At 59.5% G+C, this 26,558-nt stretch carries 21 protein-coding genes; 9 read left to right on the plus strand and 12 right to left on the minus strand.

The annotated features are described in order from the left end of the window. Positions 1–25: 25 nt before the first annotated feature. On the minus strand, positions 26–664 hold the full coding sequence (locus tag GOB93_RS09305; RefSeq protein ID WP_173583230.1) for a PfkB family carbohydrate kinase: 639 nt from the start codon (positions 662–664) through the stop codon (positions 26–28). A gap of 187 nt (positions 665–851) precedes the next feature. Between GOB93_RS09305 and GOB93_RS09310 the strand changes: the two genes are divergently transcribed. After that, on the plus strand, positions 852–2,486 hold the full coding sequence (locus GOB93_RS09310) for a carboxylesterase/lipase family protein (protein ID WP_173583231.1): 1,635 nt from the start codon (positions 852–854) through the stop codon (positions 2,484–2,486). Between the two features lie 419 nt (positions 2,487–2,905). On the opposite strand, the gene GOB93_RS09315 is transcribed toward GOB93_RS09310, so the two are convergent. Next, positions 2,906–5,275 (minus strand): TonB-dependent receptor, encoded by a 2,370-nt coding sequence (locus GOB93_RS09315; protein ID WP_173583232.1) that lies wholly within the window; start codon positions 5,273–5,275, stop codon positions 2,906–2,908. Between the two features lie 358 nt (positions 5,276–5,633). Between GOB93_RS09315 and GOB93_RS09320 the strand changes: the two genes are divergently transcribed. Together GOB93_RS09320 and GOB93_RS09325 are read left to right on the plus strand one after the other, a co-directional pair. Next, entirely contained in the window at positions 5,634–6,878 is a 1,245-nt protein-coding gene (locus tag GOB93_RS09320) for a flavin-containing monooxygenase (RefSeq protein ID WP_173583233.1), read from the plus strand. A gap of 101 nt (positions 6,879–6,979) precedes the next feature. After that, entirely contained in the window at positions 6,980–7,918 is a 939-nt protein-coding gene (locus GOB93_RS09325; RefSeq protein ID WP_173583234.1) for a LysR family transcriptional regulator, read from the plus strand. Positions 7,919–7,936: 18 nt separating this feature from the next. Here the strand turns inward: GOB93_RS09325 and GOB93_RS09330 are convergent, their stop codons facing one another. The 3 genes from GOB93_RS09330 to GOB93_RS09340 are packed head-to-tail and all read right to left on the minus strand — an operon-like array spanning position 7,937 to position 11,895. Beyond that, positions 7,937–9,736 (minus strand): ABC transporter permease subunit, encoded by a 1,800-nt coding sequence (locus GOB93_RS09330; protein WP_173583235.1) that lies wholly within the window; start codon positions 9,734–9,736, stop codon positions 7,937–7,939. Between the two features lie 15 nt (positions 9,737–9,751). Next, positions 9,752–10,831 (minus strand): extracellular solute-binding protein, encoded by a 1,080-nt coding sequence (locus GOB93_RS09335; RefSeq protein ID WP_242010659.1) that lies wholly within the window; start codon positions 10,829–10,831, stop codon positions 9,752–9,754. After that, a complete protein-coding gene (locus tag GOB93_RS09340) occupies positions 10,828–11,895 on the minus strand; it encodes an ABC transporter ATP-binding protein (RefSeq protein ID WP_242010660.1) in 1,068 nt (355 codons plus the stop codon). Before GOB93_RS09340 ends, GOB93_RS09335 begins: the two co-directional genes overlap by 4 nt. A 413-nt stretch (positions 11,896–12,308) precedes the next feature. Between GOB93_RS09340 and GOB93_RS09345 the strand changes: the two genes are divergently transcribed. From GOB93_RS09345 to GOB93_RS09360, 4 genes are all read left to right on the plus strand, one after another. After that, a complete protein-coding gene (locus GOB93_RS09345) occupies positions 12,309–13,646 on the plus strand; it encodes an LLM class flavin-dependent oxidoreductase (protein WP_198912683.1) in 1,338 nt (445 codons plus the stop codon). Positions 13,647–13,754: 108 nt separating this feature from the next. After that, positions 13,755–14,681, plus strand: coding sequence for a 2-hydroxyacid dehydrogenase (locus GOB93_RS09350; RefSeq protein ID WP_173583237.1), 927 nt, complete (start codon positions 13,755–13,757; stop codon positions 14,679–14,681). A 203-nt stretch (positions 14,682–14,884) separates the two neighbouring features. Further along, positions 14,885–16,987, plus strand: a complete 2,103-nt coding sequence (locus GOB93_RS09355) for a CocE/NonD family hydrolase (RefSeq protein WP_173583238.1) — start codon at positions 14,885–14,887, stop codon at positions 16,985–16,987. Positions 16,988–17,253: 266 nt separating this feature from the next. Beyond that, positions 17,254–17,661 carry a Rid family hydrolase gene (locus tag GOB93_RS09360; RefSeq protein ID WP_173583286.1) on the plus strand — a complete coding sequence of 136 codons (408 nt, stop codon included), beginning with the start codon at positions 17,254–17,256 and terminating at the stop codon, positions 17,659–17,661. A gap of 46 nt (positions 17,662–17,707) precedes the next feature. Here the strand turns inward: GOB93_RS09360 and GOB93_RS21975 are convergent, their stop codons facing one another. From GOB93_RS21975 to argE, 3 genes are all read right to left on the minus strand, one after another. Beyond that, positions 17,708–17,839, minus strand: coding sequence for a hypothetical protein (locus tag GOB93_RS21975; RefSeq protein WP_277877235.1), 132 nt, complete (start codon positions 17,837–17,839; stop codon positions 17,708–17,710). Between the two features lie 226 nt (positions 17,840–18,065). Beyond that, complete coding sequence (locus GOB93_RS09365; protein ID WP_173583239.1) at positions 18,066–18,743, minus strand: DUF1028 domain-containing protein; 678 nt, start codon at positions 18,741–18,743, stop codon at positions 18,066–18,068. A gap of 36 nt (positions 18,744–18,779) precedes the next feature. Continuing rightward, entirely contained in the window at positions 18,780–19,916 is a 1,137-nt protein-coding gene (gene argE / locus GOB93_RS09370) for an acetylornithine deacetylase (RefSeq protein ID WP_173583240.1), read from the minus strand. A 247-nt stretch (positions 19,917–20,163) separates the two neighbouring features. Between argE and GOB93_RS09375 the strand changes: the two genes are divergently transcribed. Further along, a complete protein-coding gene (locus GOB93_RS09375) occupies positions 20,164–21,186 on the plus strand; it encodes an Ldh family oxidoreductase (RefSeq protein WP_173583241.1) in 1,023 nt (340 codons plus the stop codon). A gap of 45 nt (positions 21,187–21,231) precedes the next feature. Here the strand turns inward: GOB93_RS09375 and GOB93_RS09380 are convergent, their stop codons facing one another. Together GOB93_RS09380 and GOB93_RS09385 are read right to left on the minus strand one after the other, a co-directional pair. Continuing rightward, on the minus strand, positions 21,232–22,830 hold the full coding sequence (locus GOB93_RS09380; RefSeq protein WP_173583242.1) for a flavin monoamine oxidase family protein: 1,599 nt from the start codon (positions 22,828–22,830) through the stop codon (positions 21,232–21,234). A 154-nt stretch (positions 22,831–22,984) separates the two neighbouring features. Next, on the minus strand, positions 22,985–23,716 hold the full coding sequence (locus tag GOB93_RS09385) for a class II aldolase and adducin N-terminal domain-containing protein (protein ID WP_242010661.1): 732 nt from the start codon (positions 23,714–23,716) through the stop codon (positions 22,985–22,987). Positions 23,717–23,971: 255 nt separating this feature from the next. Between GOB93_RS09385 and GOB93_RS09390 the strand changes: the two genes are divergently transcribed. Then, positions 23,972–24,493: a flavin reductase family protein gene (locus GOB93_RS09390; protein WP_173583244.1), complete on the plus strand. Its 522-nt coding sequence runs from the start codon at positions 23,972–23,974 to the stop codon at positions 24,491–24,493. Between the two features lie 168 nt (positions 24,494–24,661). On the opposite strand, the gene GOB93_RS09395 is transcribed toward GOB93_RS09390, so the two are convergent. Next, positions 24,662–25,975, minus strand: coding sequence for an FAD/NAD(P)-binding protein (locus GOB93_RS09395; protein WP_173583245.1), 1,314 nt, complete (start codon positions 25,973–25,975; stop codon positions 24,662–24,664). A gap of 271 nt (positions 25,976–26,246) precedes the next feature. After that, positions 26,247–26,447, minus strand: coding sequence for a hypothetical protein (locus GOB93_RS09400; RefSeq protein WP_173583246.1), 201 nt, complete (start codon positions 26,445–26,447; stop codon positions 26,247–26,249). Positions 26,448–26,558 lie beyond the last annotated feature (111 nt).

Consider the following 26,558-nt stretch of genomic DNA (forward strand, 5'->3'; position numbering starts at 1 on the left):
ACTCACAACTGAGGTCCCGCAAACCTCAGTTCACATAACGCCTCATGTTTTCCTGAACGAGTGTCCGCGTCAGCAGGGAAGAGACGCTGTCGTTCGACTCAACGGTCAGAGCCGCGACCACCATCCCGAAGCGGCAGGCATCCATCAGGCTGTTTCCTTCCGGAAGCGCGGAAAGCGTCCCGCCCACAAGCGCATCTCCCGCGCCGGTCACGTCAACCACCACCGCCCTCGGCGCCGGCAGAAACTGAAGATATCCCGGCTGCGCCAGAAGCAGACCATCACCCCCCTGCGTGCAGATCACTCCACCGGCACCCGCGGATAAAAGTGCCTTACAAATCCGCTCATCCGGAATCTCCGTCTCATCCGGCAATAACGCAGCCGCCTCCGCGCTGTTGGTGAAAAGCAGATCGACACCATGCAGCAGGCCCCGAAGTCTCCGGGCCTTGCTCCGCGACACGGTATTCACCGCCAGACTGAACTTTCCTGTCAGGCGCTGATGAAGAAGCCATTTCAACGTATCGCCAGGCAGATTGCAGTCAGCAAAAATCGGAAAGAAGACGCAATAACCGGCATTGACCGCACCAGGATTGCCGCGCGATCCCCATCCTGTTACGCTGACAGAACGTCCGGCACCTGTGTTTCCGTATCGACCGGCTTTTAACACCGGGCGGCAAACTCATCATCTCTGCGGAGAAAAAACTGCCCCGAAACCGCTCCCGCCGTCATGTGCTGCAAACCGGAAAACGTCCGATAAACAGAAAACGCAGGATGCCCCGCCGCCACAGGCCAAACGGAAACAGCGGGTTTCCACTGAAGGCATAGCGCCGGACTCCGCCCAGGAAAAACACACCATGCACCACCCCGACACAGGATTTGTCCGGACGCTTCGTCCCGCTCTGACAGCCGCCCTTGTCGCCACTCTGACATCAGGCATATCCGGAACAGCGCTGGCACATTCCCCCGAAGTCTCCGCACCCGCGGGCGTAATCTCCGGTCTCAGTCAGGAAAATGGCGACACATTCCTCGGAATCCCCTACGCCGTCCCGCCCGTCGGACCTCTCCGCTGGCAATCCGCCATTCCCGCTCCGGCAGCATCTCATCCCATCAGCGCCATCACACAGCACGAGGGCTGTGCCGCCCTGATCAGCGGCGACGCCTTTGAAACGCATAATGAAAACTGCCTCTATCTGAATGTCTATCGTCCCCGGATGTCAGCGCCACACGCACGGCTTCCCGTCGTCGTCTTCATCCATGGGGGTGCCAATCAGGCCGGCACACCCGCGATCTACGACGGCGCGGCTTTTGCACAGACAACCCATTCGATCGTCGTCATTCCGGCGTACCGTCTTGGCATATTCGGCTTCCTGGCAATCTCCGGAGAACAGAAGAGCAGAAATCCGGACGGTGACCTCGCAGCCGGAGACATTGTCGCCGCTCTCCGATGGGTCCACACGAATATCGGGGCATTCGGCGGCAACCCCGAAAATGTAACCCTGGCAGGCGAATCCGCCGGCGCCGCCAATGTCTGCGACCTGCTCACAGCCCCGGCATCGAGCGGGCTTTTCAGCCAGGCCATCATGGAAAGCGGTTTCTGTCCGGCACGCCCGTCTCTGGCCGTCATGCAGGCCGCCGGCGCGGGCGCAGCAAAAGAAGCCGGCTGCACGGGCCCATATCCGTTCGCCTGCCTGCGCAGTAAACCCGTAAAGACACTGCTGGAAAGCTGGAACACGGTCTGGACCCGGCCATTGCTGCGCCTGGAGAACGGACAGGAGGTGCCCCGCCCCCTCTTCCCCATGACGCCCTCCGGCTCATCCCTTCAGCCTGTCTCACCGGAAGTCGCCATCCGGTCCGGAGCATGGCACCACGTCCCCGTCCTCGTCGGTTTCAACCGCGACGAACTCCGCAGCTTTCTCGCCGGGTATTACCCGCTGTCGCCTGAAACCTATGCGACCATCCTCGACCGCGCCTATCCCGAGATCAAAAAAGATCTGACAGCACTCTATCCACTGAAGAACGACGCATCTCCCGTCTACACACTGGCCGCCATCCGTACCGACCAGCTTTTCATCTGTCCCGCGCTTCGCGCCGCCTCGGCTCTCTCCTCTTCAACAACCGTCTCGGTTTACGAATTCGCCGACCGGACCGCGCCCCCCTTTCACTCCCTGGCCATGAAACTGCCTGCCCCCGAAGGCTTCGACCGGGGCGCGTCACACACCGCGGAACTGCCCTATCTGTTCGGCTACAAATCCGTTATCGGCCCGCTTTCAGCGGAACAGACAGAACTTTCACGAAAAATGATGGCAATGTGGCAGGCATTCGGCCAGCCCGATTCAGGCTGGTCACGCTGGACACAGGAAAATCCGGTCGTAACCGTCATCGCGGACAACAGATCAGGCGGCATCCAAAACCGGAACGATATCGCCGGACTGCATCACTGCGATTTCTGGGCAAATCATCCGCAGTTGCCGAATACTCTTTTCCCATGACATTACTTTTATAGTTGAAAACACAACCCGGCTTCTCATCTCTGAGGAACCGTTTCAAAAGCCTTCAACACATAAAAAGTCTTATAACAAACTGATGATGTTATATTTTTCGAGTCCCGATCACCTGTTCGCTTCAGCCAGGACCAGAGGGCATTTAGCGATAAGCATTTAGTAAAAAACAATAAAAGTTTTTGGGTGCCGCCTTTTTTCAAAAAGGCGGCGTGCTCTGAAGCTTTTTGAAAAAAGCTTCACCAAAAACTTCTTTATAATTTACATACGTTTTCACAGGCAGGGCTCCCCTTTTCATCCCTTTTGACTTAACAAACCGGGATCAAAGGGACCACGCCCCTTTACGGGTCTCAGGGCAGAGCCCTGAAAGCTCCACTCACAAGCAGGCATGAACCTGCAATCCCGCCAGATCAGAAATCCATCTTCACCGACCCGAAATAGGCCCGCGGCATTCCGGCCAGCATCGACTGGCGATCACCCGAAAGAGGGAAGCCACCTTCGCCGATCGTCGCGATATAGGCATGATTCAGAAGATTGTAGACATTGAAGTCAACAGTCAGATCATGCGCAAGCCAGACATTCTTAAACCGATACCGTGCGCCAAGATCCACCAGCCAGTAACTCGGCACCCAGGTATCGTTCGTGTAGCTGAAATATCTCCTGCCCACATAGCTGGCATCAAGATGCGCTTCCGCGTTGCCATAAGCATAGGAAAGCCGCCCTTTGTACATCCATGACGGATACGCAACGGTATGCTTTCCTTTTGTCTGATAGACAGTGTCAATGGAAACAAGGTTATTGCCGTAAACAGAATGCGCGTAGCTCATGCTGCTGGAGATAGAAAGATTTTTAATCGGCCGCAGAACAATCTCAGCGTCCGCACCGTTCAGATTTACGTTTCCGACATTCGTTACCGTCGAATGCGGATCGACCAGAGTGCCTGTTGTAATGGACTGCATCCGGTTGAAATAGTTCACCCGGTAAATATCCGCACTCGCGGAAAATATTTTCGAATTATACCGGTATCCCAGCGTATAAACCCATGTTCTCTCCGGCTTCAGCGTCTTCTTCAGCTCCTGGAACGCAGCCTGGTCATGAGCCTGCCATGCACTCGGAAGACTCCCGCTCTGATAGCCGCCATAACTGTAGCCACGCAGATTCTCAGCCATATCGAAGTAAAGTTCGTGATTCTGTAAAAAATGCCAGTCAATCGCGACATGCGGAAGGAAAGCGCCCGCCGTCGTCAGACTGCCGCTCGGCAACTGCGCCACACCACTCTCAGCCGGATTGTTATACGTCGCGCCACCCCCAGTCGTCTGTAGAAATGACCTGAAACCGGCATTCAGAGACAGAGACGGCAATACAAAATACGTGTCCTGGAGATGGAACTGGAACGTGTTCGTATGGTACGCGCTCTCCCAAGGATGGCTGAAAGCAGGACCATAAACCGTATAGGGGCCGACCGCCTTGAGCGGCGCGCCCTGACCCAGAACAGGCTCCTGATACAGGAAATATCCATTTTTATATTCGTTATTTTCGTACCAGATTCCGGTCTCGATATCGTTATGCGCGATATTGTAATTCACGTTGCTGGTGAAACCAAATCTCTGAACACGCGGCTGATAGTTCTGCTCCGACAACGCACTGCCGTTGGGGGAAGGATCGTACGGATCGGTATAGGCCGAATTCATGGAATCGGCATGACCATAAGCAACCGTTTTCCAGCGAAGATTGTCCGCCAGCTTGAAATCGAAATCGAGCGCGCCAAGGAAGTTTTCCTCAGTCGAACCACCGTCATAATAAGCCGCGTCGAGAGGCGCCTTCAGCTTCTCGATGCCACCGGTATAAATTCCCTGCGCCGCGCGATAGGCCCGCGCGTAGTTCGGATAGTAAATATCCAGACGCTGCCCCACCGTATTCAGGGCATTGAAACTCAGATCCTCATATCCCCACATAGCCATATCCGACCAGTCGAATGTCGCCGCGATATGGCTGTCATTCCCGACTGGCTGGTACAGCTTGAAATTGACCTGCTCCTGAAACTGATCCCCCGCCCCTTTCCACTTACCGCTGTCCGTTCTCACATAGGACGTATAAAACCTCGTGCCGGTCTTGTTCAGATCGCCACTGTCAAATCTGATAAATGTCCGGAAAGCATTGAAACTTCCAAACATCTGCGAGACCGTTCCACCCATTTTCCGGCTCGGATCGCGGGAAACGAACTGGATCGCACCACCGAGATTCGTCGTCGACGGCGCATCCACAGCCCCGCCGCCTTTCGACACACTCATGCTCTGAATGTTGTCCTGGGTGATGGCGGCATTGATATCGAGACCGTTATATTTCTGATACCCCTGATCACCGAGCGGTATTCCGTCCAGCGTCACCGCGATCTGCGATTTCGAGAATCCGCGAACATAAAGCCCGACACTCCATGTATCGAGACCGAGCGCGTCGTCTGATGTGAAGTTGACGCCCGGCGTCTGCGCAAGAATCTTGAAAGGACTCGTACCGGCGACAGCCTCATCCATCTGCTGCCGCGTCACCACCTGCGTCGCGGCCCGCGTCACATGCCGCGACGACGTCACCGAAAGCGCCTCCTGCTGCGCCTTCACCTGCGCGGTTTTCGACGAACGGACCGGTGCCGCGCGTTTAGGGACAGCCGTTTTTTTCGCCGCTCCGGTCTTCGCCGCGGACGTGGAGGACTGGTCCGCCGCACGCGCCTCCGCCGCCACACACAGCATCGAGATGCCTGCAAGGAAAAGAGCCCGACGTTTCATTGCTAAACCCCCGATGTCACTATGATTATCACTGGCAGAGAACCCGGACCGCCCGCTCCGGCGGCGGTGCACGCTTTTTGAACAGGCCCTCTTTTTTCCGGACCGGATATGAACCTGATCCGGATCATAGGATAACATAACGTGATCGCAATGATGATTTTCTAAAGCAGATCGTAAGATTAGCGTGGTCAGAGAATGACAGGCGATAAGAACGGCCATGCGATGATCCGGCCCGGAAAAAACTAATCAGAGCTGAATGATATTCTTGTTTCGCGGCTTCTTTTCATAAATTAGGTGAGTTGACACAGAGCACGCTCTGCCGGTCAGATCTGGCAGCGGAATTGAAAGAGTGTCGAGCATGACAGCAGAGAAAGTCGGGACACTGGTTGTCGGTTGCGGACAGGCAGGGCTCGCGATAAGCGAGCACCTGGGCCGGCGCGGACTCCCTCATCTCATCCTCGAAAAAAACGAAATAGCTGCGAGCTGGCGGTCGAGATGGGACTCTCTCGTCGCCAACGGACCAGCCTGGCATGACAGATTCCCCGGAATGACCTTTCCGGGCGTCGATCCCGACGCCTTTGCGTCACGGGACAAGATCGTCGAATATTTCAGCGCCTACGCCGCAATGATCTCGGCTCCCATTCGTTGCGGAGTCGAAGTGACGACCCTGACGCGAAACGAAACCGGCACAGGCTTCATCGCCGAAACCCCGGACGGACTCATTGAGGCGGAAAACGTCATCGCCGCAACCGGCGCATTTCAGAAACCTGTCATTCCATCCGTCATTCCCGAAAATGCCGGGCTGGTGCAGATCCACTCCGCCTCCTACCGGAATCCCGCGCAGCTCCCCGACGGAGCGGTGCTGGTCATCGGCGCCGGCTCCTCAGGCGCCCAGATCGCCGACGAACTGATGCGTTCGGGACGGCGTGTTTATCTCTCCGTCGGCCCCCATGACCGTCCGCCGAGACGGTATCGCGGCCGGGATTTCGTCTGGTGGCTTGGCGTGCTCGGAATGTGGGACGCCAGAGCGGCGGAGCCGTCAGCGGATCATGTCACCATCGCCGTCAGCGGCGCTCATGGCGGACATACAGTCGATTTCAGAGAACTCGCCTCACGCGGCATGACACTGACAGGACGGGCGGAGCGTTTCACTGACGGCGAAATGCACTTCGCGCCCGATCTCGCAAAGAACATCGCGCTCGGCGACGCCAATTATCTGGCAATGCTCGACGCCGCCGACGCCTATGTCGCGCGCGAGGGTCTCGATCTGCCGGAAGAACCCGAGGCGCGACACATCGCCCCGGACCCCGCCTGCGTCACCGACCCGCTCCTGCGTCTGAACCTCGCGGACGCCGGCGTCACCTCGGTCGTCTGGGCAACCGGATACGCTCTGGACTTCACACGCTGGATGAAAGTCGACGCCTTCGATCAGGCCGGCAACCCGATCCACGAGCGCGGCGTAGCGGAAATCCCGGGACTCTATTTCCTCGGCCTGGCCGGACTGTCACGCCGCGCCTCGCCTTTCATCTGGGGCGTCTGGCATGATGCGGATTATCTCGCAGGCCATATAGCCGGCCGGAAGCTGGCGGCCGGGACCTCATAGCAAGACCGCTCCGCGCTCCCGGCCCGCGGTTTCCACCTCCCGGGCAGAAGTTTTTAACGGTATCGCTCGCACGGAGACGTAGCGTGGTGTAAGAGACAGACATGCGTTACACGTTACGTCAGCTCGAGTATTTTGTTGCGGCAGGAGAAGCAGGGTCGATCCGGCACGCCTCGGTAAAACTCTCGATCTCCCAGCCATCTATCTCGACAGCGATCAGCCATCTCGAACAGGAGCTGGGCGTCCAGCTCTTTGTCCGCCACCACGCGCAGGGCCTCTCCCTCACCCCCGCCGGACACAAGCTCATTGCGGAAGCGAAGCGTGTTATCGGGATGGCCGAGGGGCTCTATGCCGCCGCCGCCGAAGCCACGGACCAGGTGCGCGGCCGTCTGGCCGTCGGCTCGATGGTCACGCTCGCCCCGATGATCATGCCCGAACTCGTGCACGGCTTCCTGTCGACCTATCCGGCAACGGAAATCCGCCAGTTCGAGGCCGATCACGAATGGCTTCTCGACCGGCTGAAAAGAGCCGAAATCGACATCGCCATCACCTACGATCTTCAGACTCCGGAAGGCGTCAGCTTCTCCCCGCTGGCAAGCCTCGCGCCCCACGCGCTCGTCTGTGAATCCCACCCCCTCGCCGGACGCGACGAAGTCTCGCTGAGCGAACTCGCCAGCGAACCCCTGATCCTGCTCGACCTGCCCATCAGCCGGGAATATTTCTACACACTCTTCTTCGCGGAAGGGCTCGAACCCCGGATCTACTCGCGCTCGACCCACCAGGAAGTCGTGCGCACCATGGTCGCCAACGGCTACGGCTACACACTCGCCAACGTCAGACCCCGCTCGGACATCGCGCTTGACGGCAGACGGGTCGTCAGAATCCGGCTCACCGGCGAACACCGGCCAATGGTGATCGGCACGGCGACCCTGGCCAACGTAAGAAAATCACGGCTTCTGGAAAGCTTTGAGGAACACTGCAGAACGTTCATCTCCGATGCCTCCATTCCAGGCATGGCCGGCCCCGATTTCCAGACCGGCTGACACCAGACCCGCCCGTTCTCAGCCAGGCCCGCCAGCCCTCCTGCGTGTCAGAGCCCTCTCCATCACCAGGAAAAGCAGCGTCACCACCGTCATCACCACAACCGACACAGCAACGAGCAACGGACTGACCTCCAGCAGAACAGCATCCCACATCTGCTTCGGAAGAGTCGTCTTCAGACCGCCTCCCAGAAACAGAGCCATCGTCAGCTCGTCAAAAGACGTCAGAAACGCAGCCACAGCGCCGGCCACCAGCACAGGCCGTATGATCGGCAGCAGAATTCGCGTCAGAATCTGCGAACCCCGCGCCCCCAGAGTGGCCGCCGCCTGATTGAGCTGCCAGTCATACGACCTGAAACCGGCCAGAAGAATCGTAAAAACCACCGGCATGCACAGCAGCGTATGACCCAGCATGATCGCACTGTCCGTCGCGATCATCGAAAATCGCGCAAACAGACTGAACTGGGCCAGCGCGATCACGATCGGCGGCACGGCGAGCGGCACCATGAACGCCAGAATACCCAGACTGGCCAGCCTTCCGTCCGCACGCGCAATGCTGAACGCCGCAAGCCCGGACAGGACAACAGACAGCGCCGCGGCCCCCAGCCCCACACGCACGGATGTGAACGTCGCGGAAATCCAGAGCGGGTCCCGGAGATATTGCAGAAACCAGTGAAACGTCCCGAGATGCGGCGGAAAGGTCAGAAACGGATCGCGTGTGAACGCCATGGGAACGATGGCCAGAAGCGGGGCCGCCAGAAATACGATAATGGACCATGAACAGAGCCCGGGCAGCCGCGCCTCCCACCCGCCGGACCGAAGGAAACCCGGAACCGCCCGACCCGCCGACACCGAAAGACGGGCCAGCAGGCCGGACACCGCAACAGACCTCCCGCCCGACCCCCTGCGCGGCCTCGTTCCCGCCAGATCGAAGAACCAGTCCGTCAGGGCAATCGCAATACCGCCGGCCAGAACAATCACAACAGCCAGCGCGCTGCCAAAATGCCAGTTCTGAAGCCGGTCGATCTGCAGGATGATCAGTTCGCCCAGCAGAACGTCATGCCGCCCTCCAAGCAATGTGGGCGTAATGAAAAACCCGAGCGCCGTCAGAAACACAAGCAGAGCCGCCGCCGCGCTGCCCCGCAGGGAAAGCGGAAAATAAATCCGCCAGAAAATATCCGCCCTGCGCGCGCCCATCGTCCGCGCCGCGCTCAGCAGCTCGCGACTGATGCTCGTATGCGCGGGCAGCATCGCAATGATCGACATCGGCAACAGGACATAGACCATCGCGATAATCAGGATCGCCCGATTGAAAAGCAGCGCGTCACCACCGGGAATGTTGAGAAAGCGCATCAGAGCGGCGACAGGACCGTGGCGCCCCAGAAGAATGAGCCACGCAAAATTGCGCACCAGAACACTGGTCCAGAAAGGCGCCATGATCAGAAACAGAGCCCGCCGCCGCGTCTTTTCAGACAGCGTCGCCAGCCAGACCGCGACCGGATAACCGAGCCCCGCGGACAGAACGGTACACCACAACGCCACGGAAAGGGTAGTCCACAGCACCCCCCGATACGCAGGCACCGCGAACAGATGACCGAATGCGGAAAAACTGAAGCCCGATCCGGCAGGATCATGCACACTGCTCCAGACGGTCTGCACGAGCGGGATGACGAGAAACACCACCAGGAACAGAAAACCGGGCAGCACCGGAAGAGCGGATAAAACATTCCGGCTCCGGATGAACCGGACAGCCCCCGCCAGACGACCGTCTTTACCGGTATCGCGCGCCGCCATACCCGCCATTTCAGGATTCGCCGCCATCAGCCTCTCCTGTCGTTATTCAAGCATGAACTCTTCGAAACGCTCGGCAACCCACCCGGTATTTTCTCCCCACCATGCCGCATCGAATTTCGTCAGTCCTTTGAAATTTTCCGGCGCGGTCGGTAAAACCGCCGCACGCTCCGGCGCGAGATAGCTGAACGCCCGCCTGTTGGTGGGACCGTTCGCGATATGGCGGGCATATTCCGCCTGACGGTCAGCCCGCGCGCAGTAGCGGACAAACGCCCGCGCAATCCCGGCGCGCGGACAGCCCGTCGGGATGCACCACCCGTCAGTCACATACAGACCGTTCCAGACCAGCGTGACCGGCGCCCCCGCGCTCACCGCCGCCTGGGCGCGCGACGACCACGTATCGGACAGATCCACCTCGTCGCTCTCAAGCAGAAGCGTATTCTGCGCGCCGCTCGACCACCAGATCGCAACATGATCGCGCAGCCGGGCCAGCGAGGAAAACGCCCTGTCCACATCCAGCGGATACAGCCTGTCCGGCGGAACGCCATCCGCCAGCAGCGCCAGTTCCAGCGTCGCCGCAGGCGACCTGCACAGACTGCGCCGCCCCGGAAAGCGCCCGACATCCCAGAACTCCGGCCAGGAAGAAGGCCCTCCCTTCGGAAAACTCGCCGTCTGCCACGCCATCATCACCGCATAAACGGAAAAACCGAGCCAGACATCACTGAACATTCCAGGCAGCAGATCCGCCGTATCGGCAGGAGTCAGATGCAGAGGCTCGAAATACCGCCCGTCATGCTGCAGACGGGCGACATGCTCCGTGTTCAGCATGCACAGGTCCCAGATATAGGAGCGCGTCTCCACCATCAGCCTGAACTGCGTCACCGGATCAGCCGCATGCGGCACCGCAATGACCCGAATGCCGGTCTCCTTCTCGAACGGTTCGTAAAACGCCCGCCGCATCGCCGCCGAAGGCTCAGCCCCCACATCCGCGATGGTCAGCGCCGAAACACCCTCCGCCCGCGCCCGCCGCGCCGCCGCCATCAGCCCGCAGGCGCCGCTCCCGGCCAGCACGGACCGTCGCGTCAGCAGCGTCGGAAAGGTCTGCCCCATACGCCCCGATGTCATGCCTCCTGATCCGGAATGAAATGCCCGTCACCCGCATTCCACCGCACTGTCGCGGCCTGACCGGCCGACAGCGCCAGAGTCGCCGGAACCTGAACAACGATTTTCTGATCGTTCCCCAGCCGGAACCGGACCCTCTGCTCCGCACCCCCGAACGTAACGTCCTCAACCACACCCCTCAGACCGGTTTCATCATCGGTATGAAGCCGCAGATGCTCAGGACGCAGCACCAGCGCCCCCTTCGTGCCGGCGGATACCGATGAACCATCCGGAAGCGGCAGATCCCCGACCGGCGTGGCCAGCCGCCCTCCGGGCCGCACCACCCCCTGAAGGATCGTCGACGTGCCAATGAAATCCGCGGCGAATACCGTCCGGGGCGTATCGTAAAGCGCCCTCGGCGTATCGAACTGCTCAACCCGCCCCCGATTCATCAGACAGATTCTGTCCGACATCGTCATGGCTTCTTCCTGGTCATGCGTCACAAAGATAAAGGTCGTTCCGGTCTCGCGATGAATCCGGCGGACCTCATCCTGCAGCACCAGACGACGATTCCGGTCCAGGGCGGAAAAGGATTCATCCATCAGGATCAGCGACGGCTGATACACCAGACAGCGGGCCAGCGCGACGCGCTGCTGCTGACCGCCGGACAGTTCCGACGGCATCCGCTCCGTATAACCGGTCAGACCGACCATTCCGAGCGCCGCCTCCATCCTGCGCAGAATGACGGACCTCTCCAGACCCCGGATTCTGAGCGGAAAAGCAACGTTTTCCCCCACCGTCAGATGCGGAAACAGCGCGTAATTCTGAAACACCACCCCGATGTCCCGCTCCGCCGCCGACGCCTGCGTCCGGTCAGCGCCATCGATGAAGAGACGGCCGCCACTGGGCGGCACCAGACCGCAGATCAGCTGCAGGAGCGTGCTTTTGCCAGACCCCGACGGCCCCAGCAGGGTCACGAACTCACCGGTGAGGACATCCATGGTCACGCGTTCCAGCGCCACCGCGTCACCATAAGCTTTATACAGACCCCGGATACTCAGTTTGAACGGCGAAGAAACTGCTGTCATGGAATTCTGCAGGCGGTCATTCATCGGACTTTCGCTGGCTGGCCCTGGAGATGTCCGGGAGTCTGACACATTCGCCCCGATCATCGATAGCCCCTCTGGTCATCCGCTCCCTCCGGTTCCCCGACAGGAATCCGGCATTCCTCCCGTCAGGCCTGACGCCATCACCGGAATGGCCTCGTCATATCACTCTGACATGCGGGCATTACGACGCAGTAATAATTTTTTCCTTCGATCTGATATGGAAAAACCATCCCGAAGCGGTGTTCCGTTAACGCAATGAGTAGAAAAAAATGGGGTTTACCGTGTTGCCGCCGTTGCCCATTCTCACCCCGCCCGCAGCCGGTGCGTCAGAACCACAGTCGTCAGATCTTTAGCGGTACGCTCCTGCGCCCGGAAAAAAAGGAAGCTGTAAGATGGAACAGACCCGGAAAAGAATGGTTCTCGGCGGACTCTTCGAAGCCAACGGATATCACTCCGCAGCATGGCTGCTTCCGTCGGCCCAGGACGACGCGGCGACAGATGTCGACTATTTCCGCAACATCATCCAGGAAGCGGAAGCCGGAAAACTGGATTTTTTCTTTCTGGCCGACACACCCGCCGCCCGCACCGAGAACCTGGATTTCTGGACGCGCTCGCCGCTTTACATGAACATGATGGAGCCCATCACGCTCCTCTCCGCGCTCGCCGGCTCCACCAGCCATATCGGCCTCGGCGCAACCGCCTCAACCAGCTTCTACGAACCCTATAATATCGCCCGCCTTTTCGGCTCGCTCGACCACATCAGCCACGGTCGCGCCGCCTGGAACGTGGTGACGAGCGCCAATGATTACGCAGCCCGGAATTTCGGGCTCTCCGCCCTGCCGCCACACGATAAACGCTACGAAAAAGCCGCCGAATGCCTCGAAGTCGTTCAGGCGCTGTGGGACACATGGGAAGACGACGCGTTTATTTTCGACAAGGCGAACGCCCGGATGTTCGATCCGGAAAAATTCCATATCCTTGACCACCAGGGCGAATTTTTCCGCGTTTATGGCGGCCTGAACATGCGACGCTCCCGTCAGGGCCAGCCCGTCATTTTCCAGGCCGGCGCGTCCGAAGCCGGCAAGGAATTCGCCGCGAGAACCGCCGAGGTCGTCTTCGGAACCGGCTCCTGCCTCGAACAGGCACAGGCCTTCTACCGCGACCTCAAGGGACGCATGACCCGCTACGGCCGCTCCACGGACGCACTGAAAGTGCTGTCGGGCGTGTCGGTCGTCGTCGGCGAAAGCGAGGAGCAGGCCAGAGAAAAATGGGCGCTGTGGCAGGAGACCGTGCCGATCGAGGTCGGCCTGATGTATCTGAAAACCGATCTCGAAACCGATCTCTCCGACCTCCCGCTCGACGAGCCCGTCCCGGAGCATCGGATTCCGGACCACTCGAATTTCCATCAGATCTATTTCAATGAAATCGTCGGCCTGATCCGCGAAGGCCTCACCCTGCGCGAAATCTGCCGGAAATATAACCGCAGCAAGGTCATTTTCTACGGAACGCCTTCCGGTATCGCCGATCAGATGGAACACTGGGTCAGCGAAGGCGGCAGCGACGGATTCATGATGGCCCTTCCGGTTCTCCCGGAAAGCCTCACGGACATCACGCGCAAAGTCGTTCCGGAACTGCAGCGCCGCGGCCTGTTCAGAACCGAATATGAAGGCACGACACTCCGTGAAAATCTCGGCCTTGCCCGCCCCCGGAACAGACACGTCACAGCATAGAGCGTCGGCCGGGCCGGCCTGACGGCAGACAATCCGGAGATCAGGCCGGCCACGGTCTCCGCAGCCTGTCCGGCCCTGTGGCCGGCCACATGGAAAGGGGGAGACGAAATGTCTTTTGTGCTCAGGCTGGATCAGACCCGTGAACTGCACTGGCAGACCGTCTTCCGCCAGCAGATGCCGGAAATGGCCTTCCATTTCTGGCCCGAATGCGGCAACCCGGAAGACGTCGAATACCTGGCGCTGTGGAAGCCCGACCCTGAAATCTTCGCACAGTTCCCGAACCTGAAACTGGTGTTCTCCCTGGGCGCCGGCGTCGATCAGTTCGACCTCAGCACCCTGCCTCCCCAGGTCAGCCTCGTCAGAATGATCGAACCCGCCCTCACGGCCGGCATGGTCGAATACGTCACCGCCTTCGTCCTCGCCATTCAGCGCGACCTCCCGCTTTACAGACAGCAGCAGACAGAGCGCCTGTGGCAGGCCCACCCCGAACGCCCGGCCGCCGCAACCCGCGTCGGCATCATGGGCATGGGCACGCTGGGAACACCCTGCGCAAAAGCCCTCCTCTCCCTCGGCTTCGCGGTCCAGGGGTGGAACAGAAGCCCCCGCGACATCGCAGACGTCCCCGTATTCGCCGGCGACACGGAACTGGACGCCTTCCTCGCCTCCACGGACATCCTCGTCTGCCTTCTGCCCCTGACCGACGCGACCCGCGGGCTGTTCCGCGCATCGCTGTTCTCGAAGCTCCCGAAAGGCGCCAGCTTCATCAACGCCGGCCGGGGCGGACACGTCGTCACCGACGATCTGCTCGGCGCCCTCGACAGCGGCCAGCTGCGCTGGGCCGTCCTGGACGTCACCAGCCCCGAACCTCTGCCCGCCACCTCACCCCTGTGGGAACACCCCTGGATCATCCTCACACCCCATATCGCAAGCAACACAAACGCACAGAGCGGCGCGGAGAGCGTCATCGCCAATATCAGACGCTTTCAGGCCGGCCAGCCTCCCGCCGGCCTGGTCGATCGCCGGAAAGCCTATTAGAAACCCTTGATAAGAAACAATAAAAGTTTTTGGGTGCCGCCTTTTTTCAAAAAGGCGGCGTCTTCTGAAGCTTTTTGAAAAAAGCTTCACCAAAAACTTTTTATAATTAACCAAAGACTTCACAGGCAGGCTTCTGAAACAGTCTCTTTAAGCAGCCCCGCCCGGAAAAGGCGCCAGAGTTTTCCGCAAAAAAGGAACAGGTCATGTCATCACAGAAGGCAGCAAAAAAGTTTCCAACACCATGCTCCCTTCCGACAGAAGGCCTGTCCCCGCAATCAGTGGCAACGCCGCGCCACCACCCGGAGCGGCATAACCCGCCCGGACGCCAGGAAACCCCTGATGCTTCCGGCCGGAAATTCCCCTCCGTCCTGACCAGAACATCCATTTTCACAGCCTGTCTCACCGGATTTTCCTTCTGCCTGGCAACCGCGCCCGCCCTTGCGGACAGCACGTGGCCCTCCCAGACCGGACGGGGCAGCTGCAAAGTCAGTAAAAAAACCGATGTCCCGGCCAGAATGCGGGACGGCGTCGTTCTGCGCGCCGATATCTACACACCGGAAACCTCCGGCAAGGTCCCGGTCATTCTCATGCGCACGCAGTACGGCAAGGACGCCGCCCAGATGCAGCCCTCCCGCTTCCAGTCCCCGGACTGGTTCGCCTCGCATTGCTACATCGTGGTGATCCAGGACATCCGCGGTCAGGGAAAATCCGACGGAACCTTCTACGAATATCGTTACGACCGCAATGACGGATACGATACGGTCGAATGGGCCGCCCGCCTGCCAGGCTCAAACGGAAAAGTCGGCATGTACGGCTCCTCCTATGTCGGCGCCACACAATGGCTCGCCGCCACCGCAACCCCGCCATCACTCGCCGCGATCGCCCCGTCCAACACAGGCTCCGATTACGGAGACGGCTGGACATACGAAGACGGCGCGTTCCGCCTCGCCTTCATCGAACCCTGGATGATGGCCGACATCGCCTCCTCCGCCGCCGCGAACCGCGGAGACACGAAACTGGCGAAGGAACTCGCGGAGGCCGGCAGAAACCCCGCGAAATGGATGACCTACACGCCCTACACGACATTTCCGCCATTGCGCCCGCAGGACAAAAAGGTCGCGCCCTATTTCTATGACGCCATCCGCCATCCGGCCTCAGACGAATACTGGAAAGAGTTCGATATAAAATCGCGTTATCACAAGGTGACCGTCCCCGTCCTCGCATTCGACGGCTGGTACGACGCCTTCCTGAACGGCGCGCTGGAGAACTTCACCGGGATGCAGCGTGAAGGCGGCACTCCCGAAGCGCGCCGGAACCAGCGCATCGTCATCGGCCCCTGGGATCATATCGGCTGGGGAAGAGAAGCCTCGACAGTCAGCCCCCGCCTGAAAGCCATTGGCCCGGTCGCGAACAGCCCCGTCAACGATCTCATGCTGAAATGGTTCGACCACTTCCTGAAAGGTGACAATAACGGCGTCGCAACAGGCCCCCGTATCGATTATTTCACCATGGGTGAAAACAGGTGGCACACCGCGAACGCCTGGCCGGTCCCGGGCACCAAATGGCAGACCTGGTATCTCGGCAGCCAGCACAGCGCGTCATCCGTCATGGGCGACGGCGCCCTCACCCCGCTTCCGCCAGGCCAGCATCCGCCAGAGACGCGTCCCCTGCCCACCGGAGACACCGACCCGGCCACCCTGACAGCGAAAACCGATGAATTTACCTACAATCCGGACAATCCGGTTCCCAGCGTGGGCGGACATTCCTGCTGCAGCTGGGATTCCGGACCGCAGGGCCAGTACGATCAGTCATCGGTCGAGCAGAGGCCGGATATCCTCGTTTTCACCAGTTCTCCCCTCACGACACCCCTCAATGTAACTGGCCCGATCAGTGTCGAACTGTATGCATCGACAAGTGCGACCGACACCGACTTCACCGCGAAACTGGTCGATGTCGCTCCGGACGGCACGGCCGTGAACCTGAACAATGGCATCCAGGCCACACGCTTCCGCAATTCATTAAGTCATCCCGAACCCGTCCATCCGGGCGAGATATACAAATACAGAATCAAGATCTGGCCAGCCAGCAATCTGTTTATGCCCGGACACCGCATAAGACTGGAAATCTCATCGAGCGATTATCCTCAGTTCGCGCCAAATCCCAACACAGGAGACGTATTCGGAACATCGGACCGCCATCAGAAAGCGCTTCAGAAAATCTGGCACGATCGGGATCATCCCTCCGCTCTCATCCTCCCTGTCATCGACACACCCTCCGACAGCATGGATAAAGCCCCCGCACTTTAACGTCTCTTCCAAAGCCGGTCTGTTCCGTTTCCCTTCAGGGCTTCACCACCGGCCCCAAAAGGGAAACAGTTCCGCCGATCCCGGTCCGGCCAGGCTCTCCATTCCGGAAGACATTTCCGCCCGCGCCGGAGGCACCGCCACATTTCTCCTATGTCGCAAACAGAAGAAAACGAAGCATATTGTTCATTGCCAACAAACTGATGCTATGCAGATATGATCATATCTTTTCTGATGGTGAAAACATGACAGCCGATATTCATTCAGCCGTGACTCACCGGCGTATCCGCCCCTTCAATACGAAACAGACCTATCCGGAACAGAATCTCGACAACGATCTCTGTCAGGCGGTCGTCGCGGGGAACACGATCTATCTCCGTGGCCAGGTTCCGCAGGATCTCGACACACGCGAGAATGTCGGCGTCGGCGATCCGGAAAAGCAGGCCGAAAAAGTCGCTGAAAATATAAAACTTCTTCTGGATGAATGTGACGCCGAACTGCGCCATATCTGTAAAGTCACCGTGTATCTGACCGATATCAGACATCGCGAGGCCGTCTACCGGACACTCGGCAGGCATCTGCGCGGCGTCTTTCCCGTGTTCACCGGCCTCGTCGTCGTGGCTCTCGCCCGCCCCGAATGGCTGGTGGAAGTCGACGTCATCGCGGTGAAAGACTGATCCGGCACACCGAAAAATCACAGTGTCCGCAGGCACAGAAACCGTTTCAGATGCCCGCTTGCAAAACCTCTGGTAAATTATAAAAAGTTTTTAGGCGCCGCCTTTTTTCAAAAAGGCCGCGTCTTCTGAAGCTTTTTGAAAAAGCTTCATCAAAAACTTCTTTATCAAAGATTGCCACGAAGTGTTCTTTGATTCCGGCTGAAGCAGGCAGATAACCGGAACGAAAAAAGATAACAGCATCAGTCTGCTATAAAATTCCGCCCCTTTATGACTGAAAACACCCTCTGACAAACCGGGATCAAAGGGACCGCGTCCCTTTGTGGGGCCCGGGGCAAAGCCCGGGAAAACCATCGTTCCATCCCCCGTCTCTTCAGAGCATCCAGCGCCCCGCCTTCCATCCGAGATTACTCGTCCCCCGGAACACCATAAGACGGCGCGGATAACGGATTCAGGCAACGGGTCACATAATCGTTCATCTGAGGCTGCCAGACTTTCCACAGTTCCGCGAGACGCCCGACGGGCTCATCATCCCAGTCAACACGCAGATCCACAAGCGGCCAGCTCTGCCGGTCGACAACGATCATACCCGCTGACCGGACCGGCCCCGCCTCACCACCCGCTTCCAGCCCGCCCAGCATGGCAATGACAAGCCGCTCTCCAAGATCCAGCGATTCATCAGCCTCCAGAAACGCTTTCCCAACCGCTTCCGGAACAGACTGACTGGCCAGCATATTCCCGGCGGAAACAACGTTCTTTTCTATAAACGTCGCATGACAGCCAAGCGTGCGCTCGCCGGACCAGACCGCACCGTCTCCACAGGCATCCAGAATCGCGAGCTGCCGGAATTCGGAAAAATCCGCGTTCCGGACAAGAATGTCACGACACTCCGCCGCACTGGCTCCCCTCTCCAGAAGATCCAGCCCGGCAGGGCCGAGCCGCGGATCGGTAACATTCTGGGACGCCACCACACCCACACCCGCCCGGGCAAAAGCACACCGGCTGGTCACCGCCGGAGACGAGGAAGAAACCGCCATTCCGAACTGCCCCGTGCGGGCACACCGTGCTATAACTGAAAACGTCATGATTACCCTTCCGACGGGAAATTGAAAAAACCGGTATCAGCGGCAGAGCCGGTCGAGCACACCCTCCAGAAACCGGTCGCCCTGCAAAAGCTCTTCACGCGTGATGTACTCATCCGCCTTATGCGCCCGCCCGATCGAACCCGGCCCGCAGACGACACACGCCAGACTAAGCTGCTCCTCAAACAAGCCCGCCTCCGTCCCGAAATTAATGACATCCGTTTCATTTCTTCCGGTTTCATGCAGAACAAGAGTGCAGATTTCAGTATTCCGGCTGCTGTTCAGCCCCGGATAGGCATTCTCGACCTCAATTAGAATTTCACCACCGCCCACAGAGGATATGACAGAACGGGACGCTTCCCGCAGCCGTTCCAGATACCCCGCACCGTCCTGCCCGGGCAGAAGCCGCATTTCAGCCATCACCGAACAATGCTCCGGAACGATATTGAGCGCCGCCCCGCCCTCAATCAGTCCGGCCTGAACAGTCGAAAACGGAACCGTAAACCGCGTGTCATGCGTCTCCGTATCCCGAATATACGTCTGCAGACGCCCCAGTTCCTGAACCATGCCGGCAGCCAGACTGATGGCATTGATCCCCTCAAACGGACTGGCCGAATGAGCGGCCCGCCCGGTACAGCGTATCCGGAACGAAATCTTGCCCTTATGAGCCGTCGCAACACGCATCCCTGTCGGCTCGCCGACAATGCACCCGCCGGCCTCCAGCCCGTTCTCTTTCAGATCCCGCAACAGAGAGCGCACACCCAGACAACCCAGCTCCTCATCATACGAAATCGCAAGATGAAGAGGCCGCCGCAACGTCCGCGCCGAAGCTTTCGCCGCCGCGGTCAGCATACAGGCAAGAAAGCCCTTCATATCACTCGACCCGCGACCGTAAAGCCGGTCCTCCTGCCCGCTCAGCGTGAAAGGGTCCGTGGACCAGTTCTGACCAGCCACCGGCACGACATCGGAATGGGCCGAAAGCACGATCCCGCCCGGACCATCCGGCCCGAGCGAGGCGAACAGACTGAACGCGTCCGGGCGATCTCCCGCGACACGCCGCACGCGCGCACCGATCCCGGCCAGAAACTCTTCGATCCAGCCGATGATATCTCCGTTTGGCGTACCGCAGATACTTGGGAAACCAATCAGCGTCCTGAGAATATCCTCAGTTGACATCGTCTTTTCTGTCTCCGGAAGGGCTCCGCCGGCAGGACGGCACTGACCGGTATTTTATGCGACACCCGGATGACGAGTTCAACCCGGACAGAGCCTTATTCACGAACACGAAACAGCTTTTTTGATTCCATCCTCCAGACAACCCCCAGTCACCATGTCAGCGGCGCCCCCCCGGCCCCGATTGCACGCTGCGAGGAATACCATTACAGATTTCTGAAAGACATTCCCTGTTCGGAACGGAAAACACATGCCAGATGTAAGATATTTTCCGGAAAATGTTCTGGAACCGGTCATCCGGGAGTTTCTGTGCCAGGCAGGAGCCTCGCCGGACGATTCCGCACAGACGACAAAAGCCCTCCTGCATGCGTCCCGCACGGGAGTCGACAGCCACGGCGTCCGCCTCGCGGTCTACTACGCGCGCCTGCTGCGATCCGGACGGCTGAACGCATCACCTCACCGTCAGGTCAGACACACCGGCCCGGCAACAGCCCTGCTCGACGCCGATCACGGTCTCGCCCACCCGGCTTCCTACCTTGCGATGAACGAAGCCATCGCCCTGGCCAGAAACGCCGGAATCGGCGCGGTCGGCGTCATGAACTCAACCCATTTCGGCGCCGCCGGAGCCTATGCGCTGGAAGCCGCATATCAGAACATGATCGGCATCAGCACCTGCAACGCGGAATCACTGGTCAGTCTTTTCCAGGGCAGCATCCCGTTTCACGGAACAAACCCGATCGCAATGGCGGCGCCGGTTCCGGACAGCAACCCCTGGCTGCTCGACATGGCAACCTCCTCCATCCCGTTCAATCGCGTGCAGCTTTACCGTTCCCTCGGAATAACGCTGCCGGAAAACGTAGCCCTCGACAGCGACGGCCAGCCAACACGGGACCCGCAGAAAGCACGCTTTCTCGAACCCCTGGGCGGTCCGGAATTCGGCTTCAAAGGCGCGGCCCTCGCAGGTGTCGTCACGCTCCTGTCAGCAATCCTCACCGGAGCAACATGCGATCCCGACATCCCGTCAGGACCAGACGCAAAAGGTCCGTCCAATATCGGTCATTTCTTTATCGCCCTCGATCCCGGCCGTTTCGTCGGCCAGACCGGATATCGCACCGCGATCACCCATTACCTCGCCGCACTACGCGGTTCTCCGGCCAGAAATCCGGACCAGCGGATCATGGCGCCGGGCGACCGGGAATGGGCCGAGACCGAAAAACGCGCGCGACAGGGCATACCCGTCGATCCCGACACCACAGCCGCGCTCGGTCTCTGACTTCACACAGAACAAACGATCCGTGACCCGCCTGCCACAAACCAGTCAGCCAGACTGAACAATTCTCCGATGCAGCCGGGTCACGGCGTCGGCCGCGGACAGGATCGCTCCCTCCTGCCAGCCGCAGAACCAGGAAACATGTTCGCCCGCCAGAATGATGCGGTTATCGATCCCGCACAGAGTCCGGTAATGCGCCGCCCGCGCCTCCTGCGACCAGAGCGCGCAGCATCCGAGAGTCCACGGCATCCGGCTCCACGCGACGGCAACACCCCCGCGATACTCCTTCCTGTAGCCGGTATGAATTCTTTCTCCCTGAGCAAGCGCATTTTCGATACGCTCCGCCGGTGTCATGCCGGCGAAATCATAGGCTGCGGGCTCGTCAAACATATACCCGCCAAGCAGCACGGCAGGACCCGGGGAGAGAAAACCGCCGGCCGGATAGGAGATCTGTGTAATCGGCTGATCCGTAAAGGTAATACCGCCATAAATCTGATCATCCTCCTCCCAGAAACGCCGCCGGAATTCGAGCCCGATTTTCACCGATGACAGATAGGGCACCGCCGAAATCGCGGCGCGCATCGGCGCACTCACCTGAATATCGAGCTGGGACAGAATGGAAAGCGGTATCGTACAGACACAGTAATCCGCATCGACAGACTGAATGTTTCCAGGATGGGACGTGTCCTCATAGATGACCGTCACCCCCTTCTCCCCCTGATGAACCGCTTTCACCATGGCGTTGAGCGTCATAAGGTCACCGGTGCGCCGATAAAACGCCCTGCCGATCTGATCCATCCCGCCCACCGGCTGAAACAGCGTCTCCTGCATTTCGAGATCATTGAAAAACGCGATATTCTTCCAGAGCTGCGCATCAAGAATCTCGCTTTTGGCATAGGGAGCGGACGGAACCGGCGCACCGTCGGGACCACCTCCCTGTGGCCGGGAAAACCCCCTGCGAAAGGAACTCCGCTCCCCCTTCACATATTCCCCCGAAGGCGTCAGACCGCCCCACTCAGTCATGGCGGCCCGAAACTGAGATCGCTCCGGATCGGTGTCAAATAGCCCCTCAGTCCTGAGATCGGCCGCCTTCGCCAGCGTCTCCGCCGTATATCCGTAAAAATCCGAAGCATATTCGCGATAACGAACCGGCCTTCCACCAAAAGCCTTCGATGAATGCAGCCACGCATTCTGATTGAACTGAACAAAAGGCTCCAGCTGAACGCCAAAAGCCCTGCAGTAATGCAGAATCCCCTGATGATGATACGGGATTCTCCAGGGACCAGGATTAAAGTAATTCCCTGCCGCAAAACTGACGTTCTGCGTCGCCCCGCCCAGTTCATGAAGCGTATCGCCGCCACGCAGTGAAATATTCCGGCCGCCTGGACGATTCTGGAACTCCAGAATACGAACCTGATACCCGGCTTTGCGCAGTTCGAAGGCCGACAGCATTCCGGCAAGACCGCCGCCAAGAACAAGAATTTTCGTTCCGGACCGACCGCCCGAAAGCCCCGGCTCGCCCCTGAAATCCGTAGTCCGGGCGCCGGCGCTCATCGTCCGCCCGAACGCCGCCCCAAAAGCGCTCATTCCCATCCCCGCAAGCGTTCTGCGCCGCGTCGTCCCCCGAAAATCCTCCGACGATGCCATATGTAATCAGGCCTTTTCAGGATCAGAAGCCGAACAGCCACTCCGGCCACCGCGAGCAGAACTGAGCAACCCGCCAGGACAAAGCCACGCATTCCCGACGTCCGCACAAACAAAAAATGCGGACACCACACCGGTGTCCGCACCATTTTGCCGGTCAGTCGCGATAATCAGGCTCTTCCCTGTCGAGAATGAGCTTCATTTCCTCAAAATGGCGGATCGAGAAATCCGTTATTCCCTCCCAGTCACGCGCGGTTTTTTCCGCCACGTCATCCGGAAGAACGGAAAGAGGCTGCCCGGTCGAATACGCATTGACGAGAATCTGGCAGGCCCGCTCGAGGGTATACATATCGTCGAACGCCTCACCAACGGTCTGAGCCACAACCATCACGCCGTGATTGCCCATCATCAGACGGGTTTTGTCGCCCATCAGCCCCGCCAGACGCGCGCCCTCATTCTCGCTGTCCGCCATGCCGCCATACAGCCTGTCCAGAGCCACGCGGCGAAAATAGCGCGCCGTGTTCTGTTCGATCGGAATAATCTCAGGATTCTGCAATGTCGCGATGGTGGTCGCATAAACGGGATGCAGATGCATCGCCACCCGCGCCCGCGGAACGATCCTGTGCAGCTGGCCATGAATAGCCCAGGCGGTCGGATCGAGATCCCGGCTCGCGGCGTCTCCCGGTTCGTTCACATCGACAAGAACCAGATCGCTGGCCCTGATCCGTGAAAAATGCCGCCATTTCGGATTGATGAGAAAGCGGGAACCATCCTCCGACACCGCCGCGCTGAAATGATTGGCGACAGCCTCATGAAAGCCCAGCCGGGCCGCGATGCGGAACGCCGCGGCAAGATCTGTCCGCACTGAAAGTTCGCAGCTTTCGCTCAATCTGTCCTCCCCGGCATTCTCACGCAGTCCCGGACAAAGCGTAGGCGTGACATTCCCGATGCGTAAAGAGCAGTTTTTCCTGGTCTCTGTATAGTTTTTTCCATCAGACATCCCCCCGGACGCCGCCGCACTGTACCCAACTGCGTAAAAAAATCGGAAGCAGAAAATCCACAGGAATAATTTGCATTACCGCCTGTCTGTGGCGTCAGAATAAACATACCGAACAAGCAATGACCGGTAAGGACCGATATTTTTATGGACGCAATGCCCGCTCCCGTCGACATCCCGCACGAAACACCGGAGCGATTCATATCGGCAATGGCAAAAGCCGCAACCGGCGTCTCCGTCGTGGCGACCTGGGGCGTCGCGGGACGTGCCGCGCGCACAATCAGCGCCTTTGCATCCATCTCCGCCGAACCCCCTGTCGTGATGGTCTCCGTCAGAGACGCCTCCCCCCTCACCCGCCAGATCTCCGCAAACGGCATGTTCAGCCTCAGCATTCTCTCCCCGGAACAACGCAGGGTCGCCGAACTGTTCGGCAGCTCCTCATCCGCCGAAGCCTCACTCGACGCCGAAGCCGTAAACTGGAAGACAGATCCCGATCACAGCGCCCTGTATCTCGAAAACAGCGCCTCCTCATTTCTGTGCGACGTATCAGAAGAAATCGTGGTCGGAACACACCACCTGTTTTTCGGCCTCGTCAGACGCGCCATCGAAGGAAATGACAAAGCCCTTATCTACCACGCCCGCGCCTATGCCGCCCCTCTGAAACTGTAACCCCCGGACATCCGCTCTCATCCCGTTCATTCAGAGACTGCTTTAAAATCCTGCCGAAAATTATAAAAAGTTTTTGGTGAAGCTTTTTTCAAAAAGCTTCAGAGAACGCCGCCTTTTTGAAAAAAGGCGGCACCCAAAAACTTTTGTTTTTCAATCAGGACCTTGCCGCTAAGAAGCCAGAATCCCGGCCAGATCGAAAGCCTGCCGCCTGATTTCAGGAATGGCCGTGGTCTCAAAAAGTTCCCCCGCCCGCATCGGCCCGATCGCGTAAACAGACGGATGCGCCACACCCGCCGGATCAAGAACCCGCCCGTCCGCATCAAGCGCAAAAGCAACACCCATATCACCGGGCCGCGCCAGGCCATCATCGAAAAGTCCGGCCAGCAACGGCGACGCCACACGACGATAATTCGTGTCCGGCCCGGTGCAGTTCATCACCCGCCCGGCTTCATGGCGCTCCGTCCCCACAGCCGTCCTGAGCGTGATCAGCGCACCCGTCCCGCTCTCCACAACAGACTGCACATGCGCCCGCCGGATCACCAGCCGCCCCTCACGCAGATCCAGCCGGACAGCCTCCGCGATCTCCGGCGCCATCCGATGACGCGAAACACTCCAGTAATGAAAAAGATGCTGCCGGAACCGACGCTTTTCCCTGAGAGACAATCGCTTCCAGAGCCCGTTCGACACCCCCCGCAGACTGTCCGTCGCCGCGCGCCAGTCACATCCCTCACGCAGCGCCTTGCGAAAATCGCACAGATAAGCCAGCGCAGCCGGCGCCGCATCTGGCGGAATAACAGACGCGTCCCGCGCCTCATACGGCGCATGACCCCGGCTCAGAAGACCATGACGGGACACCATGGTGACCACACCCCGATGCCCGCTCTCCCGCAGGCCAAGGAGCATATCGACCGAAGTCAGCCCGGTCCCGATGAGGGTCGCCGGCAGATCCGGCGATAACGGAGCCACCCCGCCGCGCCACGGATTACGCAGATACGCGCCGGATTCCACCACCCCGGCGCTGACCTCAGGAACGTCGACAGGCGGGAAATGCCCCATGGCCAGAACGACCCTGCCCGCCCGCAGCCTCTCTCCTCCGGCAAGCTCCACCACGACATCGTCCCCGTCAGGCCGGACGGATATCGCCGTTCCCCGGATATGACGCACCCCCGCCGCCCCGAACTGCCCGCGCAGGTAACGGCCATACGTCATCCTCGGGATGAAAGAGCCCCGCTCCGCCCGGACCTCGCTGTCGCTCCGCAGCCAGTCGAGGAAATGATCCGGCCGGTCGGGAAACGCACTCATGTTCCACGCCGGCACATTGAGCAGATGGCGCGGGCACGTCGTGGAATAAGCCAGACCCGTCCCCACGGCCTCACGCGCCTCGACAACGACAACCCGCGCGGCGCCGGTCAGACGCGCCAGATGAATCGCAAGAAGCGCCCCGCTGGCGCCACCCCCGATAATTACGACAGGCCGGTTCATCGTCTTCCCCCTCCGCCACCGGACGCAGACAGCAGAACCGCCCGCCAGATGCCCGCGGAGTAGCAGGCTAATTTCCGTCCCGGACCAGCCCCCGCGCTGTAAAATAATGTAATATCACAGCGCCCACACCCAGACCGGAGCAGAAAACAGACCGCCCGCCAGCCGTTACCCCGCCATCTCCCGCGTCAGCCAGCCCGGCATCGGGTCCACCGCCCCGTCCTCCACCACCAGCCACTGAACACCGCCGCATCACACGCCCCCCGGCATCACTTCAGACGGCAGACCCGTTCTTCCGCAATGACCGGAAAATACAGCACCATCGCTGAATGGCGCATCGCTGACAACGATGCCGATGCGCGACCAACGTAGCCCCATCGTCCGACGTGGCGTTCACGCCACCCTGAACAGCAACAGGCCGCCCGCCACTGTTCATCGTGACGACGAGGATGCATACTGGAATCGTAACGTTCATGGTCTGCCCGGAGAGCAGACACGCCCCCAGGGAGAGCCGCCAGAATATCCTCCTTCCCGACACAGAAACTGGAGAGAACAGAAACACTGTTCGCCAGACATCAGTTCTCGC

It is taken from the genome of Acetobacter musti, from assembly GCF_011516835.1.
In the GTDB taxonomy this organism is placed as follows: Bacteria; Pseudomonadota; Alphaproteobacteria; order Acetobacterales; family Acetobacteraceae; genus Acetobacter; species Acetobacter musti.

Bases quoted from the DNA above. Each gene is read 5' to 3' on its own strand.
- GOB93_RS09395 (WP_173583245.1), bottom strand. From the start codon at position 25,975: ATGAACCGGCCTGTCGTAATTATCGGGGGTGGCGCCAGCGGGGCGCTT.
- GOB93_RS09345 (WP_198912683.1), top strand. From the start codon at position 12,309: ATGGAACAGACCCGGAAAAGAATGGTTCTCGGCGGACTCTTCGAAGCC.
- GOB93_RS09365 (WP_173583239.1), bottom strand. From the start codon at position 18,743: ATGACGTTTTCAGTTATAGCACGGTGTGCCCGCACGGGGCAGTTCGGA.
- GOB93_RS09340 (WP_242010660.1), bottom strand. From the start codon at position 11,895: ATGACAGCAGTTTCTTCGCCGTTCAAACTGAGTATCCGGGGTCTGTAT.
- GOB93_RS09390 (WP_173583244.1), top strand. From the start codon at position 23,972: ATGGACGCAATGCCCGCTCCCGTCGACATCCCGCACGAAACACCGGAG.
- GOB93_RS09350 (WP_173583237.1), top strand. From the start codon at position 13,755: ATGTCTTTTGTGCTCAGGCTGGATCAGACCCGTGAACTGCACTGGCAG.
- GOB93_RS09335 (WP_242010659.1), bottom strand. From the start codon at position 10,831: ATGACATCGGGGCGTATGGGGCAGACCTTTCCGACGCTGCTGACGCGA.
- GOB93_RS09330 (WP_173583235.1), bottom strand. From the start codon at position 9,736: ATGGCGGCGAATCCTGAAATGGCGGGTATGGCGGCGCGCGATACCGGT.
- GOB93_RS09400 (WP_173583246.1), bottom strand. From the start codon at position 26,447: ATGAACGTTACGATTCCAGTATGCATCCTCGTCGTCACGATGAACAGT.
- GOB93_RS09310 (WP_173583231.1), top strand. From the start codon at position 852: ATGCACCACCCCGACACAGGATTTGTCCGGACGCTTCGTCCCGCTCTG.
- GOB93_RS09380 (WP_173583242.1), bottom strand. From the start codon at position 22,830: ATGGCATCGTCGGAGGATTTTCGGGGGACGACGCGGCGCAGAACGCTT.
- GOB93_RS09320 (WP_173583233.1), top strand. From the start codon at position 5,634: ATGACAGCAGAGAAAGTCGGGACACTGGTTGTCGGTTGCGGACAGGCA.
- GOB93_RS09315 (WP_173583232.1), bottom strand. From the start codon at position 5,275: ATGAAACGTCGGGCTCTTTTCCTTGCAGGCATCTCGATGCTGTGTGTG.
- GOB93_RS09375 (WP_173583241.1), top strand. From the start codon at position 20,164: ATGCCAGATGTAAGATATTTTCCGGAAAATGTTCTGGAACCGGTCATC.
- argE (WP_173583240.1), bottom strand. From the start codon at position 19,916: ATGTCAACTGAGGATATTCTCAGGACGCTGATTGGTTTCCCAAGTATC.
- GOB93_RS09325 (WP_173583234.1), top strand. From the start codon at position 6,980: ATGCGTTACACGTTACGTCAGCTCGAGTATTTTGTTGCGGCAGGAGAA.
- GOB93_RS09355 (WP_173583238.1), top strand. From the start codon at position 14,885: ATGTCATCACAGAAGGCAGCAAAAAAGTTTCCAACACCATGCTCCCTT.